11 protein-coding genes are annotated in these 13,947 nt (G+C 62.2%); 4 read left to right on the top strand and 7 right to left on the bottom strand.

The features are described 5' to 3' along the window. Positions 1-7: 7 nt before the first annotated feature. A complete protein-coding gene (locus tag PMI11_RS05370) occupies positions 8-1,357 on the bottom strand; it encodes a TldD/PmbA family protein (protein WP_007814230.1) in 1,350 nt (449 codons plus the stop codon). Between the two features lie 115 nt (positions 1,358-1,472). Between PMI11_RS05370 and PMI11_RS05365 the strand changes: the two genes are divergently transcribed. Continuing rightward, the gene (locus PMI11_RS05365; protein WP_007814228.1) at positions 1,473-3,284 is read left to right on the top strand and encodes a monovalent cation:proton antiporter-2 (CPA2) family protein; all 1,812 of its coding nucleotides are present in this window, start codon (positions 1,473-1,475) and stop codon (positions 3,282-3,284) included. 12 nt (positions 3,285-3,296) lie between these two features. On the opposite strand, the gene PMI11_RS05360 is transcribed toward PMI11_RS05365, so the two are convergent. From PMI11_RS05360 to PMI11_RS05350, 3 genes are read right to left on the bottom strand one after another with little or no spacing between them, the layout of a single operon-like run. After that, positions 3,297-4,178 carry a patatin-like phospholipase family protein gene (locus tag PMI11_RS05360; RefSeq protein ID WP_037070760.1) on the bottom strand — a complete coding sequence of 294 codons (882 nt, stop codon included), beginning with the start codon at positions 4,176-4,178 and terminating at the stop codon, positions 3,297-3,299. Positions 4,179-4,196: 18 nt separating this feature from the next. Then, complete coding sequence (gene rsmD / locus PMI11_RS05355) at positions 4,197-4,757, bottom strand: 16S rRNA (guanine(966)-N(2))-methyltransferase RsmD (protein ID WP_007814224.1); 561 nt, start codon at positions 4,755-4,757, stop codon at positions 4,197-4,199. Beyond that, positions 4,738-6,741: a pseudouridine synthase gene (locus PMI11_RS05350; protein ID WP_007814222.1), complete on the bottom strand. Its 2,004-nt coding sequence runs from the start codon at positions 6,739-6,741 to the stop codon at positions 4,738-4,740. Before PMI11_RS05350 ends, rsmD begins: the two co-directional genes overlap by 20 nt. An 89-nt stretch (positions 6,742-6,830) precedes the next feature. On the opposite strand from PMI11_RS05350, the gene PMI11_RS05345 reads away from it, so the two are divergent. Then, a complete protein-coding gene (locus PMI11_RS05345; protein WP_007814219.1) occupies positions 6,831-7,268 on the top strand; it encodes a nucleoside deaminase in 438 nt (145 codons plus the stop codon). Then, complete coding sequence (locus PMI11_RS05340; RefSeq protein ID WP_007814217.1) at positions 7,265-7,570, top strand: hypothetical protein; 306 nt, start codon at positions 7,265-7,267, stop codon at positions 7,568-7,570. Before PMI11_RS05345 ends, PMI11_RS05340 begins: the two co-directional genes overlap by 4 nt. Before the next feature lie 67 nt (positions 7,571-7,637). Here the strand turns inward: PMI11_RS05340 and PMI11_RS05335 are convergent, their stop codons facing one another. Further along, a complete protein-coding gene (locus tag PMI11_RS05335) occupies positions 7,638-8,267 on the bottom strand; it encodes a hypothetical protein (RefSeq protein WP_007814215.1) in 630 nt (209 codons plus the stop codon). A 131-nt stretch (positions 8,268-8,398) separates the two neighbouring features. Then, complete coding sequence (gene ileS, locus PMI11_RS05330) at positions 8,399-11,305, bottom strand: isoleucine--tRNA ligase (protein WP_007814213.1); 2,907 nt, start codon at positions 11,303-11,305, stop codon at positions 8,399-8,401. Between the two features lie 441 nt (positions 11,306-11,746). Here ileS and PMI11_RS05325 point away from each other — a divergent pair, with 441 nt between their 5' ends. Then, complete coding sequence (locus PMI11_RS05325) at positions 11,747-12,961, top strand: MFS transporter (protein ID WP_007814211.1); 1,215 nt, start codon at positions 11,747-11,749, stop codon at positions 12,959-12,961. A gap of 2 nt (positions 12,962-12,963) precedes the next feature. Here the strand turns inward: PMI11_RS05325 and PMI11_RS05320 are convergent, their stop codons facing one another. Then, positions 12,964-13,947, bottom strand: a complete 984-nt coding sequence (locus PMI11_RS05320) for a bifunctional riboflavin kinase/FAD synthetase (RefSeq protein ID WP_037070764.1) — start codon at positions 13,945-13,947, stop codon at positions 12,964-12,966.

The raw sequence follows: 13,947 nt of genomic DNA, 5'->3' as shown, positions 1-13,947 counted from the left end.
CCGTTCGTCAGCGGCCGGCAAGCGTCATGCCTTCAATGGCGAAGGTCGGCGCCGCCACACCGAATTTACGGTCGATGTCGTTGGCGAGCGTCAGCCGCATGAACATGTCCTTGAGGTTCGAGGCAATCGTCACCTCCGATACTGGGAAGGTGAGTTCGCCGTTTTCGATCCAGAAACCGGTCGCGCCTCGGCTGTATTCGCCGGTTATCATGTTGACGCCCTGGCCAATCAGCTCGGTCACGTAAAAACCGTTACCAACGCTGCGGATCAGCTCTTCCGGCGAGATGTCGCCGGGCTCCAGCGCCAGATTGGTCGAGGCGGGCGTGACAGAGGTGCCGCCGCGCACGCCGCGGCCATTGGTTTCCAGACCGCCGATCTCGTTTGCGGTGGAGGTCGACAGGAACCAGTGCTTGAGCACGCCATCCTCGATCATGACCAGCCGCTCGCCGGAAACGCCCTCACCATCGAAGGGACGGGAGGACGGGCCGCGCACGATCAGGGGATCGTCGGTGATCGACAGGCCCGATTTCAGCACCTGCTGACCCATCTTGTCGCGCAGGAAGCTCGTCTTGCGGGCAACCGACGCACCGTTGATGGCGCCGGCAATATGGCCGACGAAACCACGAGCAATACGCGGATCGAAAATGACGGTAATGCCCTTGCCGGTCGGCACCTGCCGGGGATTGACGCGCTTGATGGCGCGCTCGCCGGCCCGGCGGCCGATCTCGGCGGGATCGTCCAGTTCGGAATAATAGAGGCGGCTGTCGAAATCATAATCGCGCTCCATGCCGGTGCCTTCGCCGGCGATGACGCTGACGGAGTTGCCGAAGCGCGACGCCATATAGCTGCCTTCGAAGCCATGCGAGGTGGCAAGCACCAGCCCGCCCAGGCCGGCAGAGGCGCCAGCGCCGGAGGAATTGGTGACACCCTTCACGGCAAGGGCCGCCGCTTCGGCCGCAAGGGCCGCCTCCCGCAACTGATCGGCGCCGACTTCGGTCGTGTCGAGAAGCTGCAGGTCGGGATAGTTTTTTGCGAGCCTGTTCTCATCAGCGAGGCAGGCAAACGGATCTTCCGGCGAGACCTTGGCCATGGCGACGGCGCGTTCAGCCAGCGCCTGCAGGTCGAAACCCGGATTGGCGGAAACGCTTGCCACACGCTTGCCGACGAAGACACGGAGCGAAAAGTCGTCGCTCTCGGAGGATTCTGTTCCTTCGACCTTGCCTAAGCGAACGCTGACCGATTGGGCGCGCGAACGGACGACCACGGCGTCGGCGGCATCGGCGCCTGCCTTTTTCGCCAGATCGATCAGTTGACTTGCACGGGAAAGAAGTGTCGAGGAATCGATTTCAGAGGACATGATTTGGCCTTTCCTTCCAGTTCCATTTATTGTGCACTCCCGAAAGCATCAAGGCCGTGGATGCCGATTCTTTTCCTGGCTGCCTGCTTGTCCCGCCACCCGAAAGAAATGAAGCATGTCCGCACCCAACGCGCTTTTCACCGAAACGATCCTGCTACTCGGCGGCGCGGTCGTTGCCGCACCGATCTTCAAGAAGCTCGGGCTCGGCACGGTTCTCGGTTATCTCGCCGCTGGTATCGTGATCGGGCCGATCTTCCATGGCATCACCGATGGCGAGCAGATTCTCGATGTCGCCGAACTCGGCGTCGTCTTCCTGCTCTTCATCATCGGGCTGGAATTGAAGCCCACCCGCCTCTGGCAGATGCGGCGCGACATTTTCGGTCTCGGCACGGCGCAGGTGGTGGTGACGGGCCTGGCGCTGACAGCACTTGCCTGGGTTTCCGGCGTGCTCGACTGGCGCGGCAGCATCGTCGCCGGCTTCGGGCTGGCGCTTTCTTCCACCGCATTCGCCATGCAGATCCTCGAAGGCGACGGCGATGTCAATACGCGCTACGGGCAGCGCTCCTTCTCGATGCTGCTGTTTCAGGATCTGGCGATCGTGCCGCTTCTGGCTGTCGTGACCATCCTCGATGGCGACAAGGGCAGCGGCAATCCACTCGTCGACTTCGGCATTTCCGTTGCGGCGGTCGGTGCGATGATCATCATGGGCCGATATCTGCTGACACCCCTCTTCCAGATTATCGCCCGCACCGGCGCGCGCGAGGCGATGATCGCGGCCGCACTCTTCGTCGTGATGGGATCGGCAAGCTTGATGCAGTTTGCCGGGCTCTCGATGGCGATGGGCGCTTTCCTGTCCGGCGTCATGCTGGCGGAATCCTCCTACAGGCATGAGCTGGAAGCCGATATCGAACCCTTCCGCGGCGTGCTTCTCGCTATCTTCTTCATTGCCGTCGGACTGTCGTTGCAGCTTCAGGTGTTGCTCGACAACGTGCTCTTCATCATTATCGCCGTGCCTATTATCATGGCCGTGAAAGCGCTCATCATCTATGTGCTCTGCCGCGCGGCGCGCTCTTCGCATAACGATGCCGTACGCATCGCCTTCCTGCTGCCGCAGGGCGGTGAATTCGGCTTCGTCCTTTTCACCACGGCTGCCGTCGCGGGGCTGATGTCCAACAGTACAGCTTCGCTGCTCGTTGCGATCGTCACCCTCTCCATGGCGCTGACGCCGCTGGGCGCCGCCCTTTCCAAACGGATGCTGTCGGGAGAAGAGCATGAAGAACTCGACGAAGATTTCGAGGGCGCGGGTGCTGACGTGCTGATGGTCGGTTTCTCGCGTTTCGGGCAGATCGCCGCGCAGATCCTGCTTGCCGGCGGCCGCAGCGTGACCGTCATCGATTTTTCCGCCGACCGCATCCGGCAGGCGTCCTCCTTCGGTTTTCGCATCTATTTCGGCGATGGCACCCGCAAGGATGTGCTGCGTTCGGCCGGCGTTGATAGGGCCAAGATCGTGCTCGTCTGCACCCAGAAGAGGGAGATCACCGACAAGGTCGTCGAACTGATCCAGGCCGACTACCCGCAGACGACGCTCTTCGTGCGCTCCTATGACCGCATTCACTCCATCGAACTGCGCAACAGGGGCGTCGATTACGAGCTGCGCGAAACGCTGGAATCCGGTCTGCTCTTCGGCCGGCGCACGCTGGAGGCGCTCGGTGTTGCTGAAGTCGATGCCTATGAGATCGGCGAGGACATTCGCAAGCGCGACGAAGCGCGGCTGGTGCTGCAGGTTTCAGAGGGTCTGCAAGCCGGACAGGACCTGCTGTTTTCGAAGCCGATCCATCCGGAGCCGCTGGTCAGGCCCAAGCGTGTACCCGATCCCTTCGAAAACGATCCGCTGGCAAATACGGCCGATATGACGGCAGACGCCTGAGGCGATACCGGTTTACCGCTTCAGCCGCGCCTCGATTTCCCGATCGAGCGCATATTTCAGCTCGTCCTTGACGCCAACCGACATGGCAAGCACGTCGCGCGCCTTCAGGAAATCCATGACGCCTGTGCGGCCGACGATGGGGCGCAGGAAGATATGCGGCCGCAGGAGCTTCAGCTTCAGGGAAATCGCGGCCTGCATCATCAGCTGGCCGGAGCCGAAGATGCTTTCCATCCGGTTCGGAATATGGGTGCCGTCGCCTTCGGGTGCGCCGACGACATCGATGCCGATGACGATATCGGCGAGGTCCATCAGGCATTCGTAGGGAACGGGATTGGCGATGCCGCCATCGATCATCACCCGGCCGTGCAGCCTGACCGGCATGAAGACCGCAGGAATAGCCGATGATGCGGCGAGTGCCGGAAAAAGCTGGCCTTGTTCGACGATGACCTCGGCCTGGCCGTAATAGTCGGTGGCGATAACCTTCATCGGCACCAGCAGATCCTCGAAGCGTGCCGGAAGCTCTGAGGGCAGGAAAGCCTTCAGGATACGTTCGAGATTGAACTGACCGATGCGGATGCCCTTGGCGACGGCGTCGCGCACCGTTGTCGGCCGCAGCCCCCAGATACGGCTGACGACGGCAGCCTTGTTGCCGACGGTTGCCAGCGCATGTTCGCGGATCTCAGCACCCGACATGCCGGCCGCCATACCGGAGCCCATAATGGCGCCGATGGAGGAACCTGAGATCGCCACCGGGCGGATGCCGAGTTCATCCAGCGTTTCGATTATGTGGATGTGCGAGAGGCCGCGTGCGCCACCGCCGCCGAAGGCAACGGCAACCGTCGGGAGATCACTGATCGCAGGCGATTTCGGACTGATGATTTCCGCCTGCACGATCTGCCCCCAACGCGCCCGCTACTGCGGCTGATACCGGAAGAAATGTACTCTTGTATCGCCGAATATTCGACTTTCGAGGAAAACATAGGAAGGATGAACCGAAACGGCAACATCCGCGCGTTCTTCCAATACGGTAATCGCGCCAGGCTTGAGCCAGCCGCCTTCGGCCGCAGCCGCAAGCGCCTTCTCTCCCAGCCCCCTGCCATAGGGCGGATCGGCAAAGAGCATGTCGAAAGGCTCGAGATTGCCGATGCTGCCGAGATCGGTCGCATCACGGCGCAGGATTCGCGTCCTGCCATGTAGGCCGAGCGCATCGATGTTTTCCCAGAGGAGCGCCCTGCCCTCCACGCTATTCTCAACGAAGAGCGCATGGCGACAGCCACGTGAGACGGCCTCGAGGCCGACGGCGCCCGTACCGGCGAAAAGATCGAGTATCCGGGTGCCGTCGACGCATTCCGGATAGGCATGGCTCAGAATGTTGAACAGGCTCTCACGCGTCCGGTCCGCAGTCGGCCGGATGTCGTTGGATTTTGGTACGGCAAGCGGCCGTCCGCGAAACTCACCGCCGACGATCCGCACCGCGCGTCATTCCCTTGCCTTTCGCACCACCTCTGGACGGCCCGCCACTGGGCTTGCCACCACCACCCGGCCGGTCGCCCTTCGGCTTGCCGGAGAAATTCTTTGCCCCACGGGGTTTGTCACCGAAGGGCTTGTCGCCGCGCGGACGTTCTGACCGACCCTCGCCACCGAAGCTTCTCGCCGGACGCGAAGAGCGTTCACCACCCTCCTCGCGCGGACGATCGCGGAAGGAACGCGGGCGTTCCTCGCCCTCCGTACGCGGACGACGTTCGCCGCGCGGCTTGTCACCAAAGGGTTTGTCGCCGCGGACGCGCTCGGAGCGGCCTTCGCCGCCAAAGCTTCTGGCCGGACGCGAAGCGCGTTCGCCTCCGTCCTCACGCGGCCGATCGCGGAAGGAACGCGGACGTTCTTCCCCCTCCGTACGCGGACGACGGTCACCACGCGGCTTGTCGCCGAAGGGTTTGTCGCCACGCGGACGTTCCGAGCGGCCTTCGCCACCGAAGCTTCTGGCCGGACGCGACGAACGTTCGCCACCCTCTTCTCGCGGACGGTCGCGGAAGGAACGCGAACGCTCTTCTCCACCCGTACGCGGGCGACGTTCGCCACGCGGCTTGTCACCAAAGGAGCGCTTGCGGCCGAAACCTTCATCCTCATCGCGCTTGGCAGGCGTCTCGCTCGAGCGGATCCATTCGCCATCCTCTTCATGGACGCGATTGATCTGCGGGCGCAGCCGATCGGCTGCAGGATCGAAGCGCTGCTCCTTGACCGGGGTCGTTTCACCGCGACGGCGCGCGGTCTGAGCATTCTTGGCAGCCTTGGCGGCCGCCTTCTCGCCGAGTGGACGAGCACCGGGTGCCATCCAGACATTGGCATTGCGGCGGCTGCCGAGCGCCGGGCGCTTCGGCCGGTCGTCTTCGCTACGACGGTCGTCCTTTCGATTGTCTCGGCGATCATCCCGACGGTCGTCGCGCTTGGTATCGAGGCGGCTCAGCGCCCGTTCGCGCTTGTCTTCGTCGCGACGCGGACGTTCGCGCCGCTCAGGCGCCGGCTCTTCGGGCTCATCGGCAGCAACGGCCGGGGCGTTATAGATCGGCGCATCGAAATTCGCCTTGGCGTCCTCGATGAGGCGGGGGCCGAGCTGGTCACGCAGCGTGCGGCCGCGAACCTCGATCACCTCCCCCTCGGGCAGTTCGCCGAGCTGGAAAGGACCGTAGGAGATGCGGATCAGGCGGTTGACCTCAAGGCCAAGCGCACCGAGAACGTTCTTGATTTCGCGGTTCTTGCCTTCGCGCAGGCCCATGGTGATCCAGACATTGGACCCCTGCGCGCGGTCGAGCGTCGCCTCGATCGAGCCGTAGAGAACGCCGTCGACGGCAATGCCATCCTTCAGCTTGTCCAGCGCGTCCTGATCGATATCGCCATGGGCGCGCACGCGGTAGCGACGCAGCCAGCCGGTGGTCGGCAGTTCCAGCGCACGGGCCAGGCCGCCGTCATTGGTGAGCAGCAGCAGGCCTTCTGTGTTGATGTCGAGACGACCGATCGACATGACACGCGGAAGTTCTTCCGGCAGATTGTCGAAGACGGTCGGGCGTCCCTCGGGATCGGAATTCGTCGTCACGAGTCCCTGCGGCTTGTGGTAGAGCCACAGGCGCGTGCGCTCAATGCCGCGGATCGGCACGCCATCGACTTCGATCTTGTCTTCGAGCGTGACGTTGACGACGGGCGTGTCCAAGAGCTTGCCGTTCAGCGTGACGCGGCCGTCCATGATCATGCGTTCGATATCGCGACGGGAGGCGACGCCAGCGCGCGCCATGACCTTGGAGATGCGTTCCGCCTTGGCATCGCCATCCGCTTCGTTAGCAGCGACTTTCGCGGCAGCAGCCTTCAACGGCTTCTCGCTGCCGGTCTTCGGGCCGCTTTTGGACCGGGCTTCGCGCGCGGGGGCCTTGGTGCCGGGGCGTTTTGGCTTGTCTTTAGGTGTCATTTGTTGTTTGCCTGCCTTTTCGGCCTGTCTATCAGGTCATGCACCTGCGGTTAAGTGGAAATTCTGCGAACGTGAAGACAAATCGATTTATGGAGATGGCGCTTGAGGAAGCGCGCGCTGCCGGGGAGCGCGGCGAAGTGCCGATCGGCGCCGTCGTCGTCATCGATGGCGCGGCAGTCGCCGCCTCCGGAAACCGCACGCGGGAACTCAACGATGTCACCGCCCATGCCGAGATCGACGCCATTCGCATGGCCTGCGAAAAGCTTGGCCAAGAACGTCTTGCCGGCGCCGACCTCTATGTCACGCTGGAGCCTTGCACCATGTGTGCGGCGGCCATTTCCTTCGCCCGCATCCGCAGACTCTACTATGGCGCGGAAGACCCGAAGGGCGGAGCGGTCGACAATGGCGTGCGCTTCTATACCCAGCCGACCTGCCATCATGTGCCGGAGGTCTATTCCGGCTTCAACGAGACCGAGTCGGCGGATATGCTGAGAGCATTCTTTTCTGAGAGAAGAGACCTGCCATGATCCTGGCCATCGGAACCGTCATCGTGATGGGTGTGCTTGCCGCCTACGCCAACCGGACAATTGCGCCGGGCGTGGCGAAGCTGCCAATGCAATGGTCACTGAAGGGAAGCGTGAATTGGACGGCGCCGCGAACGATCGCTTTCGCCTTCATTCCAGGGCTTGCAGCTATAATCATGGCCGCGATCCTGCTCAGCGACCAAGTGCGCAATGCCGATATTGCCTTGATGGGTGGCGTCTCTCTCGCGTGCCAGCTTCTGCATATCACGCTGACGCAACGCTGGTTTAACGCGTCGCGCCGTTAGAGCATTTCCGTTTTGCTTTCACGCAATTCCCGACGCAAAACCGCTGCGCACTTTTGCCGAATTGCTCTTACTGAAGGATCTGCCACCATTTGGTGCCGCTATTGGCGACCGCTGCATCCTTCTTGCGCTGCTTCGCCTTCTTCTGCTCCGGCGTGCCGAGGTCATCGAGCTTTGCCGGATCGTCGACGGCGCGATATTCGGTCGGCGGATCGGAAATGTAGCGGCGCTGGTCGATATAGGCGCCCTTCTGCAGGGCACGGGCTTCGCGATAGGCCTTGGTCTGGGCTTCGGTTGTCTGGCGGCCGCCTTCGATGGCGGAGCTGGCGAGCGGCGAACGATAGCTCGGATTGTCCGAATTCTCGTCGGCTTCCTTCACGAGACGCGTACGGGCTTCTTCGGGAGATTCAACCCACTGGGGATTATCCTTGTTCGCAACCGTTTCCTGCGGCGCGACGAGTGTTTCCTTCTGGTCCTTCGCCGGCATGACCAGCGTCGGGCGCGGGGTGTACTTCACGCCTGTATTCTTGGGGCCGGGACCGGTCAGCGAAACGGACTGGCCGAGGTCGTCGGCAAGCTGTTCCATGGCGGTCTTGTCGGTGCCGTAGGTCGGGCTGCTGGCGCAGCCGGACATCGTGGAGCTTGCCGCCAGAACAAGAGACAGGCAGGCGCCCAAACGGAACCAATGCGTCGCTAACATGAAAACCCTTCCCGCATGCCGGAATCAGTACTGCCCACCGGACAATCGTCCCCCTGACGCAAAAATCCGGCCATTTTCAGGCAGCTTTTACCGGATGAACGCCATAAAGGCAATTCACCCGGTAAATATCTTCAGGCATGGATGCCGAGCTCGCGAAGTGCTGCAGCGTCACGCGCCGAAACGTCGGGATAATCAGGATCGGAACCGACGTCAGTCGTGATGCGCCAGGAACGGGCGCATTTTACGCCTTCTGCGAGCTTGGGAACGACCGCGACTTCGGGCACTTCCGGCAGACGGAAAGCGTCAGCCGGGCCGGCATCCGCCTTGATGGTGATGCCGGAGGTGATGCAGACCTCGCTGAAATCCTGCCCCTCAAGCGCCTTGCGAAGCTCGGCATCGGCGACATAGACGACGGGGGCTGCTTCCAGCGACGAGCCGATACGCTTGTCCTTGCGCTCGATTTCGAGAGCGCCGGTCACGACGCTGCGGATCGCGCGGATCTGCTTCCACTTTTCGGCCAGAGCATCGTTGCGCCATTCCTTGGCGACCGGAGCAAACTGCTCCAGATGCACGGAGACGGCCGAAGGATTGCGCGACAGCCACGCCTCCTCTGTGGTGAAAGGCAGCATCGGAGCAAGCCAGGTCACCATGCAATCGAAGATCATGCGGATGACGTAGAGTGCCGAACGACGGCGAAGGCTGGAAGGCGCATCGCAGTAGAGCGCATCCTTGCGGATATCGAAGTAGAAGGCCGAGAGCTCGACGTTTGCAAAGTCGATCAATGCACGGGCGATCTTCTTGAAGTCGAAGGCGTCGTAGTTCTCGCGCACGAGCTGGTCGAGCTCGGAGAGACGATGCAGCATCAGCTGTTCCAGCTCCGGCAGATCCGAGAGCGCGATGACTTCGCCCTTGTCATGTGCCAGCGTGCCGAGCATCCAGCGGATGGTGTTGCGCAGCTTGCGATAGGCATCGACATTGGTCTGGATGATCGTCTTGCCGACGCGCAGATCGTCCGCGTAGTCAGAGGTCATGACCCAGAGGCGCAGGATGTCGGCGCCGGCATCCTTCATCACTTCCTGAGGTGCGGTTACATTGCCCTTCGACTTCGACATCTTCTCGCCCTTCTCGTCCATGGTGAAACCATGGGTGAGGACGGCGTTGTAAGGCGCACGGCCGCGGGTCGCCGCCGATTCCAGCAGCGAGGAGTGGAACCAGCCGCGATGCTGGTCGGAGCCTTCGAGATAGAGATCGGCCGGCCATTTCAGGTCGGGGCGGTCTTCCAGCGTGAAGGTGTGGGTCGACCCCGAGTCGAACCAGACATCGAGGATATCCATGACCTGCGACCACTTGGCCGGGTCATGCTCGTTGCCGAGGAAACGCTCCTTGGCGCCTTCGGCAAACCAGGCATCGGCGCCTTCGGCATCGAAAGCATCGAGAATGCGCTGGTTGACGGCATCGTCCTGCAGCACCTGGCCCTGCTCGTCGACGAAGACGCAGATTGGCACACCCCAGGCGCGCTGACGCGACAGAACCCAGTCCGGGCGCTGTTCGATCATGGCGCGCAGGCGGTTCTGGCCGGCAGCCGGCACGAAACGCGTATCATCGATCGCCTTCAGCGCGCGGGTGCGCAGCGTCGTGCCATCCGCCAGGGTCTTATCCATGTAGACGAACCACTGCGGCGTGTTGCGGAAGATGACCGGCTTCTTGGAGCGCCAGGAATGCGGATACTGGTGCTTCAGGCGGCCGCGGGCAAAGAGAGCACCACGCTCGATCAGGGCCTTGATGACGCGATCGTTGGCATCGCCCTTCTTGCCGTTGTCGTCGATGACGCGCGCGCCTTCGAAGCCGGGGGCGTCAGCGGTATAGAAGCCGCCGTCATCGACCGGGAACGGGATCTTGGTGTCGATGCCGCGCGCCTCGATCTCGCGACCATGCGCCATCCAGACATCGAAGTCTTCGCGGCCGTGGCTCGGTGCGGTGTGCACAAAGCCGGTACCGGCATCGTCGGTGACGTGATCGCCATCGAGCAACGGCACCAAAAACTCGTAGCCGCCCTCGAGGCCCTTAAGCGGATGAGCGCAGGTGGCGCCGGCGAGATCTGCAGCAGTGACGTCGGCGAGACGCTTGTACTGCAGCTTTGCCTTGGCGAAGGATTCCTCAGCGAGATTATCGGCAAAGATCAGCTTTTCGCCCGGGCGCGGACCAAAATCGTTCTCGGCAGCCGTAACTTCATAGAGGCCGTAGGCAACGCGCGAGGAATAGGCGATCGCCCGATTGCCGGGGATCGTCCAGGGCGTGGTCGTCCAGATGACGACGAAAGCGTCCTTGAGGGCATCGGAGCCCTTCGCCATCGGGAACTTCACCCAGATCGTGTCGCTCTCATAGTCATGATACTCGACTTCGGCTTCCGCGAGCGCCGTGCGCTCGACGACCGACCACATGATCGGCTTGGAGCCGCGGTAGAGCTGGCCGCTCTTGGCGATCTTCAGGAGTTCGCCTGCGATGCGGCTTTCGGCGTGGAAGTTCATCGTCAGGTACGGGTTTTCGAAATCGCCAACGATGCCGAGGCGCTGGAACTCGCCGCCCTGGATGGCGATCCACTTTTCAGCATAGGCGCGGCATTCGCGGCGGAATTCGATCATCGCCGACGGCTCGGTCAGGTCAGGCTTGGCCTTGCCCTTGGCGCGGTAGTTTTCTTCCTCGATCTTCCATTCGATCGGCAGGCCGTGGCAGTCCCAGCCGGGAACGTAGTTGGAATCGTAACCGCGCATCTGGAAGGAGCGGGTGATGACATCCTTGAGGATCTTGTTCAGCGCGTGGCCGATATGGATGTTGCCATTGGCATAGGGCGGGCCGTCGTGCAGGACGAATTTTTCGCGGCCGGCGGCCGAGGCACGCAGCTTCTTGTAGAGATCCATCTTCTGCCAGCGGGCAACGAGCTCGGGCTCCTTCTGCGGCAGGCCGGCGCGCATCGGGAAATCCGTTTCGGGCAGATAGAGGGTCTTCGAGTAATCGATCTTTTCGGCTGTTTCGGTCATGTGTGACAATCGCTTCTGGCGGCCCGGACAAGGGCACGCGGATATGAAATCTATGGTGACGGAAAGCGCTCGCGCAAGCCAAGCGCCGAAAACCCGGACCTTCCGGCCGCTCAGCGCGCGCGGAAGACCGGGCCGATAATTCGTATCGAATGCGCCAGCCGGAATTTACTCATTGCGCCGGTTCATAGGCGCTTTTTGCTGGAAAAGGAAGAGGGATTTCAGTCTCCAGCCGCTGCGAAAATGCCGCGGCCGAACGCCTGTGGCTTGTTGCAATTCCCGTCGCTGGCGCGAGGAGATTGACGAAGACGGTGACGATTTACTGCTCCCAATGCAAAAAATCCGAAGTCCCTGTCGAATTCCCCCTTGCCCGAACGTCTTTGACTCACAGGCATGGGAAATTCATCATGCCGATCAAACCCGCCCGCAAGGAGTGATGAGGATATGAGCAGTTCCTATCGTTGGGTAATCGTCGCGGCCGGCGCACTGATGACGTGCGTTGCCCTCGGCGCCATGTTTTCTCTCGCCATTTTTCAGCAACCGATCGCCGACGCGACCGGCTGGTCGCATGCCGGCATCGCCAGCGCGATGACGCTCAATTTCATCGTCATGGGCATAGGCGGCTTCTTCTGGGGTGCCGCCAGCGACCGATATGGGCCGCGCCCGGTGGTGCTGATCGGCTCCGTCATCCTCGGGCTGGCGCTGATGCTTGCCAGCCGCGCGGAAACGCTTCTGCAGTTCCAGCTGACCTATGGCGTGCTGGTCGGGCTTTCGGCCAGTGCCTTCTTCGCACCGATGATCGCCGCGACGACGGAGTGGTTCGACGAGAACCGCGGCCTTGCCGTCTCGCTGGTTTCGGCGGGCATGGGTGTTGCGCCGATGACGATCTCGCCCTTCGCTCGCTGGCTGATCACCGCCTATGAATGGCGCCCGGCGATGATGATCATCGGCATCGGTGCACTCATCCTGATGATCCCGGCAGCACTTCTCGTGCGTCGACGGTCGTCGCCACCGCAGGATACGCATGAGGCCATCGTATCAGGCGATGGCGGTGCCCCCAATCTGTGGAAGGTTTTCCGCTCGCCGCAGTTCATCGTGCTCGGGCTGACCTTCTTCGCCTGCTGTGCCGCCCATTCCGGACCGATCTTCCATATGGTGAGCTACGCAACGTTCTGTGGCGTGGCCCCGATGGCAGCCGTCAGCATCTACAGTGTCGAGGGACTTGCCGGTCTCGGCGGGCGCCTGCTCTATGGTACGCTGGCAGACCGGATCGGCGTGAAGCCGGTCATCATCGCCGGCCTGCTGGTGCAGGCGGCGGCCCTTGCCACCTATCTTGCCGTCAGCAAGCTCGGGGAGTTCTATGCGCTCGCCGTCATCTTCGGCAGCGCCTATGGCGGGGTGATGCCGCTCTATGCTGTGCTGGCGCGTGAATATTTCGGTCCGCGCATCATCGGCACTGTCTTCGGGGCGGCAACGATGCTTTCCAGCATCGGTATGGCCTTCGGCCCGCTGATCGGCGGCTGGATCTACGATACCTATGCCAACTACTCTTGGCTCTTCATCGGCTCCGCGCTGGTCGGGCTCGGTGCGGCAGCCATTGCACTCGCTTTCCCGCCGTTGCCGCGCCAGAAATCACAGCCCGCGCTCGGCACGGCCTGAGGTCAATCGAAACACAGCTTCCGGTCGAGCTCGCCGAGCGGTCTCACACCTGCCAGCAGTGCCCTTGCCTCCTCCTCGTCGCGCTTGATCTGCGCGACGAGCGGATCGAGCCCGTCGAACTTCAGTTCGGGGCGCAGATAGCCGAAGAAGGAGACCGAACAGGTCTGGCCGTAGAGATCGCCGCTGAAATCGAAAAGATAGGTTTCGAGCAACGGCACGCCGTTTTCCGTCACCGTTGGACGCCGGCCGTAGCTTGCCACCGCATCATAGAGCTTGCCGTTTTCGAGGCGGAAACGAACGGCGTAAATGCCGGCTGCAAGTTCGACCTCCGGCGGCAGCTGCATATTGGCGGTCGGGAAGCCGAGCTGGCGGCCGAGCTTCTCGCCATCGATCACCTTCGACTGGACCGTATAATGATAGCCGAGCATGGCGGCGACCGAGGAGACATCGCCGTCCTTCAGCAGCGCGCGGATATGGCTCGATGAAACGACATCCGTGTTCTCGTCGCGGAATGCGTCGATCAGGGTGACGCCGAAACCATATCTGTTGCCGGCATCCATCAGGAAGGCAGGCCCACCCTCGCGGCCGCGGCCGAAATGGAAATCGAAGCCGGTCACCACCTCAGAGGCGCCGAGCCAGTCCTTCAGGATGGAATGAATGAACTCTTCCGCCGAACGCTGCGAGAATTCGTAGTTGAAGGGGTATTCAATGACTGCGTTGAAGCCCAGCTCTTCCAGGATACGGGCCTTGAAGGGCGCCGGCGTCAGGCGGAAGACCGGCGCATCCGGCTTGAAGACGGTGCGCGGATGCGGCTCGAATGTGAGCACCAGGGCGGGAATGCCGCGCTCTTTTGCAATATCGAGAGCCCGGTTCAGCACCGATTGATGGCCGCGATGGACGCCGTCGAAATTGCCGATGGCGATGACACCGCCCTTCAGATGCTCGGGTAGCGGATCGCGGGTTTCATTGCGGTGAAAAACGGTCAT

It is taken from the genome of Rhizobium sp. CF142 (assembly GCF_000281145.1).
GTDB lineage: Bacteria > Pseudomonadota > Alphaproteobacteria > Rhizobiales > Rhizobiaceae > Rhizobium.
Note: the sequence above shows the minus strand (reverse complement) of the source record. Positions and strands in the feature narration are given on the sequence as shown.

Coding starts and splice junctions, on each gene's coding strand:
- PMI11_RS05350 (WP_007814222.1), bottom strand. CDS start 6,741: ATGACACCTAAAGACAAGCCAAAACGCCCCGGCACCAAGGCCCCCGCG.
- PMI11_RS05370 (WP_007814230.1), bottom strand. CDS start 1,357: ATGTCCTCTGAAATCGATTCCTCGACACTTCTTTCCCGTGCAAGTCAA.
- PMI11_RS05325 (WP_007814211.1), top strand. CDS start 11,747: ATGAGCAGTTCCTATCGTTGGGTAATCGTCGCGGCCGGCGCACTGATG.
- PMI11_RS05320 (WP_037070764.1), bottom strand. CDS start 13,947: ATGACCGTTTTTCACCGCAATGAAACCCGCGATCCGCTACCCGAGCAT.
- ileS (WP_007814213.1), bottom strand. CDS start 11,305: ATGACCGAAACAGCCGAAAAGATCGATTACTCGAAGACCCTCTATCTG.
- PMI11_RS05335 (WP_007814215.1), bottom strand. CDS start 8,267: ATGTTAGCGACGCATTGGTTCCGTTTGGGCGCCTGCCTGTCTCTTGTT.
- PMI11_RS05365 (WP_007814228.1), top strand. CDS start 1,473: ATGTCCGCACCCAACGCGCTTTTCACCGAAACGATCCTGCTACTCGGC.
- PMI11_RS05345 (WP_007814219.1), top strand. CDS start 6,831: ATGGAGATGGCGCTTGAGGAAGCGCGCGCTGCCGGGGAGCGCGGCGAA.
- PMI11_RS05340 (WP_007814217.1), top strand. CDS start 7,265: ATGATCCTGGCCATCGGAACCGTCATCGTGATGGGTGTGCTTGCCGCC.